This is a genomic window from Streptomyces sp. VTCC 41912 (assembly GCF_045799175.1).
In the GTDB taxonomy this organism is placed as follows: Bacteria; Actinomycetota; Actinomycetes; order Streptomycetales; family Streptomycetaceae; genus Streptomyces; species Streptomyces albulus_C.
The window spans coordinates 1-856 of record NZ_JBJMAB010000100.1 but is presented as its reverse complement, the minus strand read 5'-3'; the positions used below and the strand labels follow the sequence as shown (position 1 = coordinate 856).

Sequence of the window (856 nt, the reverse complement as noted above, 5' to 3'; positions counted from 1 at the left end):
ACGCGCATGTCCAGGCCGCCGCCCTCGCGGGGTTCGGCGGTGATGGTGCCGTCGTGGGCGCGGACCACGGAGCGGACGATGGACAGGCCCAGGCCGACGCCCTTGTCGCTGCCGGTCCGCTCGGTGCGCAGCCGCCGGAACGGCTCGAAGAGGTTCTCCACCTCATACGCCGGCACCACCGGACCCGTATTGGACACCACCAGCACCGCGCACCCCGGGTGCGGCTCGGTGGTCACCTCCACCCAGCCCCCCTCCGGCACGTTGTACCGCACCGCGTTCTGCACCAGATTCAACGCGATCCGCTCCAACAACACCCCGTTGCCCTGCACGAACACCTGCTGACGCACCCCACGCAGCTCCACCCCCTTGGCCTGCGCCTCCTCCCGCGTCTGATCCACCGCCTGCGACGCCACCTCCGACAGATCCACCGGACGCTTGTCCACGATCTTGTTCTCACTGCGCGCCAGCAGCAGCAACCCCTCCACCAACTGCTCACTGCGCTCATTGGTCGCCAACAACGTCTTCCCCAACTGCTGCACCTCCGCCGACGCCGCCGGATCGGCCAGCTGCACCTCCAACAACGTCCGATTGATCGCCAACGGCGTCCGCAACTCATGCGACGCGTTCGACACGAACCGCCGCTGCGACTCAAACGCCCGGTCCAACCGGTCCAACATCTCGTCGAAGGTGTCCGCCAACTCCTTCAACTCGTCATCCGGACCCCCCAACTCGATCCGCCGGTGCAAATCCGACCCCGCCACCCGCTGCGCGGTCCGCGTGATCCGCCCCAACGGCGACAACACCCGCCCCGCCATCGCATAACCGAACGCGAACGCCACGATCGTCAAACCCAACA

Annotated in this window: 1 protein-coding gene; it reads right to left on the bottom strand. The window is 67.5% G+C overall.

Annotation, left to right across the window (positions count from 1 at the left end; all coding sequences use genetic code 11):
• On the bottom strand, positions 1 to 856 hold an 856-nt coding region (locus ACJ6WD_RS41295), incomplete at both ends, for a sensor histidine kinase (RefSeq protein WP_407617816.1).